The 4709-nt window shown below is 70.2% G+C and carries 4 protein-coding genes; all 4 read right to left on the bottom strand.

Features of this window, described 5'->3' with window-relative positions; all coding sequences use genetic code 11:
* Positions 1–2176, bottom strand: a 2176-nt coding sequence (locus SAHL_RS17285) for a FimV/HubP family polar landmark protein (RefSeq protein ID WP_221178026.1), incomplete at its 3' end; no start/stop codon positions are given.
* 109 nt (positions 2177–2285) lie between these two features.
* Positions 2286–3311 carry an aspartate-semialdehyde dehydrogenase gene (locus tag SAHL_RS17290; RefSeq protein WP_123592661.1) on the bottom strand — a complete coding sequence of 342 codons (1026 nt, stop codon included), beginning with the start codon at positions 3309–3311 and terminating at the stop codon, positions 2286–2288.
* 41 nt (positions 3312–3352) lie between these two features.
* Complete coding sequence (gene leuB, locus SAHL_RS17295) at positions 3353–4429, bottom strand: 3-isopropylmalate dehydrogenase (protein WP_123592662.1); 1077 nt, start codon at positions 4427–4429, stop codon at positions 3353–3355.
* On the bottom strand, positions 4426–4709 hold a 284-nt coding region (locus tag SAHL_RS18075; RefSeq protein ID WP_221178027.1), incomplete at its 5' end, for a hypothetical protein. The genes SAHL_RS18075 and leuB, both read right to left, overlap by 4 nt.

Below are 4709 nucleotides of genomic sequence, written 5' to 3' on the forward strand. Positions count from 1 at the left end.
CAGGATCGTAGGCTGACGACAGCTCGATGTCGGGTTCGCGATCCGTCCTCACAGGAGCGTCCCCCCCTGTGACCGCATCGGGCGCCGATGCCCGATCGTGATCCGTGGCCGCCGAATCGTACGGCGCGGGGACGACCGAGGGCGGCGCATCGGTGGCGTCGTGATCGGCCGGATCCCGCTCCTGCACCGGGGCGGGGGCCGCGGGCCGGGCCGGTTCCGCGGCACGCCCCGACGCAAACCGCGGGTCGTCCGGGCGCAGCACCCGTCCCATCGCCGCGACGCCGGCCCAGCGCACCCCGCTGCCCGCCAGCGCGCTCTGGAACCGCGTGATCGTGTCGCCGAAGGCGTTCGCGTCGCCGGCCAGATACTCGAGTTCGATGCGCTTGTCCTGCAGCGCGGCATCATCCGGCGCCCGCGCCAGGGCCTCGTCCAGCGTGGCGCGCGCCTCGTCGAACAGGCCGATCTCCATCTGACGATCGGCGTCATCCAGCGCGGCCCCTGTGTTCGGCACGGAAGAGGCCGCGGGTGTCGCGGCCCGGGCGGCCGGCGGCGGTTCCCCGGCGGTCGTCTGCGTCGACCCGGCCGTTGCCGCATGCGTTTCGTAATCCGCGTCGTCGCCGCCGAAATCCAGCGCCACCGGTCGATACTGACGCCGGCGCTGCCATGCGATCAACAGCCCGACGAGAGCCGCGAGCAGGGCCAGCAGCAACAGATTGCGGATGGAGAACAGGCCGCCGCCCTCACCGGCGGCGGCGACATCCCGTTCGCCGGCGTCCGCGATCGGGCGCGAGTTCTCGTCGCCGTCGGCACCCGACTCGTCCGCGGTCTCGGAGGCCGCATCCGCTTCGCGGGCGTCGCTGTCCCCGGAATTCGCGGCCGACCCCGCGCCCGCGACGGCCGGGCCCGCGTCATCCCCAGCCGACGAAGCGGCCCCTGCGGTCTCCGATTCGGGGCCCGAGGCCTCGGTGTCGATGGCCTGCGGGCGGTCGGCGTTCGAATCGACCGCGGTCGTGCCGCCGGTCACGTCACCGTTCTGTGGATCGCTGGCATCGACCGTCATCGGCGCCCGTGACCCGGTCTCGTCGTCGCCTTCAGGCTCGGCGCGTACCGTGTCCGAGCCGTTACCCGCAGGCCGATCGACCGTATCGGACGCGGCGCGTCCGGTCCCGGTATCAAGCGAGAGGCGCGATCCGGTATCCGCCGCGTCGGCGAAGGCGGGCACCGACAGGCGACCGAAGCCGGACGCCCCCTCGCCCGCCGCACGAGGCTCATCCGTACTCCCATCTGCCGCCGAGCCCTCCACGCTGGGCGGCTGCAGGCGCAGCCGGGCCCGATTCGATGACGGCGCAGCGTCTTCGGCGGCTGCCGGTGTGTCGCCGTTCTCGGCCGCAGCCGTGGGCGCCGGCTCCGAGCTCGGCCGCTCCGTTCGTATCGTCGATCGGGCCGCGCTCGCGTCGATCGCCGCCACTTCCGCCCGGCCGGGCACGGACAGGGTCGCACCACGCCGCAGGACGTTCATGCTCTTGCCGAAGGCCTGCGGGTTCTCCCGGTACAGCGCTACCTGCATCTGCTCGCGGGTCACGTCCGGGTAACGCAGACGGGCGGCGATGCTGAACAGCGTGTCGCCAGATCGAATCGGGCCGTAGGACTCGGCCGTGTCGCGGCCGGCGGCGGTCGTCGGGTCGCTGACCGACTCGACCGGCGTCCTGGCTTCGCGCCGCGCCGGAGCCCGGCGATTCGGCGGCGCACTGCGGCCCGCCGCGGCCGGCGCCCGGCCGGGCGGATCCAGGAGGACGGTGTATTCTCGCAGCGCCCGGCCGCCGTCGGTTCGGGCTTCGAGCAGGACACGCACGAAGGGCTCGCGGACCGGTGCGCGCGTGGTCAGACGTGCCTGCGCCTGCCCCGAACCGGTGGCCGTGACATCGATGCGGATATCGTCGGCGAGCGCCGTGCGCTCGATGCCGAAACGCTCGAACATCGCCGGCGGCGCGACGCGCACCGAGAGCGTGTCGGCTTCGTCGGCCGAGAGCGCGGTCAGCGCGACGCGGGCATCCAGCGGTTCGTTGAGGGCCGACTCCAGCCGCAGATCGCCGAAGCCGAGCGCGAACGCCGCGCCTGCATGCCCGAGGCACAGCAACACGGCGAGACCCGCGCCGAAGCGCCGGATTGTCGGCATGAGATCAAGCACGGGCCCTGCATCGCTCCCGGTGGCGGACTTCCTGGCGGACGGCCGGCGCCTGCCGCCGCGACGCCGGCCGCGGGCCGACGTCGTGACGGTACGATCTCTACAGATACGTCTCGATCAGCTTCTCGGCGATCTGGACACTGTTGAGCGCCGCGCCCTTGCGCACGTTATCGGCCACGACCCAGAAATCCAGACCGTTGTCGTGCGAGATGTCCTCACGGATACGCGAGACGTAGACGTCGTCGGTGTTGGCCGCCTCGGTCACGGCGGTGGCATAGCCGCCCGCCTCGCGGGTGTCGAGCACCGACACGCCCGGCGCGGCCCGCAGCAGCTCGGTCGCCTTCGCGGCCGTGAGCTTGTCCCGGGTCTCGATGTGGACGGCCTCGGAATGGCCGAAGAACACCGGCACGCGTGCGGCGGTCGGGTTGATGCGGATGTCGGGCTCGCCGAGGATCTTCTGCGTCTCCCAGACCATCTTCATCTCTTCCTTGGTGTAGCCGTTGTCCAGGAAGACGTCGATGTGCGGCAGCGCGTTGAACGCGATCTGCTTGGGATAGGCCTCGGGCTTCTGAATCTCCTGGCCGTTGAGCAGGCGCGCGCTCTGGTCGGCCAGCTCGCGGATCGCCGAAGCGCCGGAACCGGATACCGCCTGATAGGTCGCCACGTTGATCCGCTCGAGGGTGGCGAAGTCATGCAGCGGCTTGAGCGCGACCACCATCTGGATGGTCGAGCAGTTGGGGTTCGCGATGATCCCGCGGTTGCGATAGTCCGCGATGCGCTCGGCGTTGACCTCCGGAATCACCAGCGGCACGTTCTCGGCCTGACGGAAATGCGACGTGTTGTCGATGACCACGCAGCCGGCCTCGGCGGCCTTCGGCGCGAATTCCTCGGAGATCGAGCCGCCCGCGGAGAACAGGCCGATCTGGACCTGCGAGAAGTCGAACTCGGCCAGGTTCTGGATGGTGACGTTCCGACCCCGGAACTGGATCTTCTTGCCGGCGGAGCGCTCGCTGGCGAGCGGATAGATATTGCGGATCGGGAAGTTCCGCTGTTCGAGGATGCTCAGCATGGTCTCGCCGACGGCGCCGGTGGCGCCGACGACGGCAACGTCGTATTCCTTGGCCATGTAGGGTTCTCAACCGTTCTGCGCGGGTGGATAGACGCTTTTCAGCGTAGCATATCGACGATCGCGCCCCCCATCTCCTGGGTGCTCGCCATCTGCGTTTCGTCGTCCATGATGTCGCGGGTGCGCAGACCGCGATCCAGCGCGTAGCCGACCGCGTTCTCGACCTTCGCCGCCAGATCCGCGCGGCCGAGGGTGTAGCGCAGCATCATGGCCACGGAGAGGATGATCGCCAGCGGATTGGCCACGCCTTGGCCGGCGATGTCCGGCGCGCTGCCGTGCACCGGCTCGTAGAGGCCCTTGCCCGCCGCGTCCATGGACGCCGACGGCAGCATCCCGATCGATCCGGTCAGCATCGCCGCGGCGTCGGAGAGAATGTCGCCGAACAGGTTGCCGGTGACCACGGTGTCGAACTGCTTAGGCGCCCGGACCAGCTGCATGGCGGCGTTATCGACGTACATGTGGGTGAGCTCGACGTCCGGGTAGTCGCCGGCCAGGCCGTTCATGACGTCCCGCCAGAGCTGGGAGACATCCAGCACGTTCGCCTTGTCCACGCTGCACAGGCGGCCGCTGCGGGCGCGCGCGGTGTCGAAGGCGGCCCGGCCGATGCGATCGATCTCGGCCTCGTCATAACGCATGGTGTTGTAGGCCTCGCGCCGGCCGCTGGCGGTGGTGTGCAGCCCCGACGGCTTGCCGAAGTAGATGCCGCCGGTGAGCTCGCGCACGATCATGATGTCGAGCCCGGCCACGATCTCGGGCTTGAGCGCGGAGACATGCGCCAGCTGGGGATACAGGATCGCCGGCCGCAGGTTCGCGAACAGCCCCAGTTCGCTGCGCAGCCGCAGCAGGCCGGACTCGGGGCGCTTGTCGCGCGGCTGTTCGTCCCAGGCCGGGCCGCCGATGGCGCCGAAGAGCACGGCATCGGCTTCGCGCGCAGCGGCCAGCGATGCCTCGGGCAGCGGATCGCCCTCGGCGTCGATGGCGGCACCGCCGACCAGCGCTTCGTCCAGCTCGATGTCGAGCCCGTGGTCGCTGGCCAGCGCGTCCAGCACGCGGACGGCCTCGCGGCAGATCTCGGGCCCGACGCCGTCGCCGGGCATGACGAGTATTTTCGCGGTCATGAGTCGTCCCTTGTCCGGTATGCGGCGATCGCGCCGCTTGGGCCTGTTGCCGTGTCGTACGAGTTCGCGCCAAGCGCTGTTTTGCGGCAAGACGAGGCGTAGTACGCGCCGTGCAGTGGTTCTGCACAAGCGTGCTGCAACGCTGGATTGCCGCAAAACAGCGCTTGTCCCTTCGGGTTGGGCCGCAAATCGCGCCCGGCGGCGTTGCGAGCCTGGGTCGTGGCACGCCACGACGCGGCGGCTCGCGCCTTGCCGGACACGATTTGCGGTCTCCAACGCG

The sequence above is a fragment of the Salinisphaera orenii subsp. halophila YIM 95161 genome, from assembly GCF_003732545.1.
GTDB classification, from domain to species: Bacteria; Pseudomonadota; Gammaproteobacteria; order Nevskiales; family Salinisphaeraceae; genus Salinisphaera; species Salinisphaera orenii_A.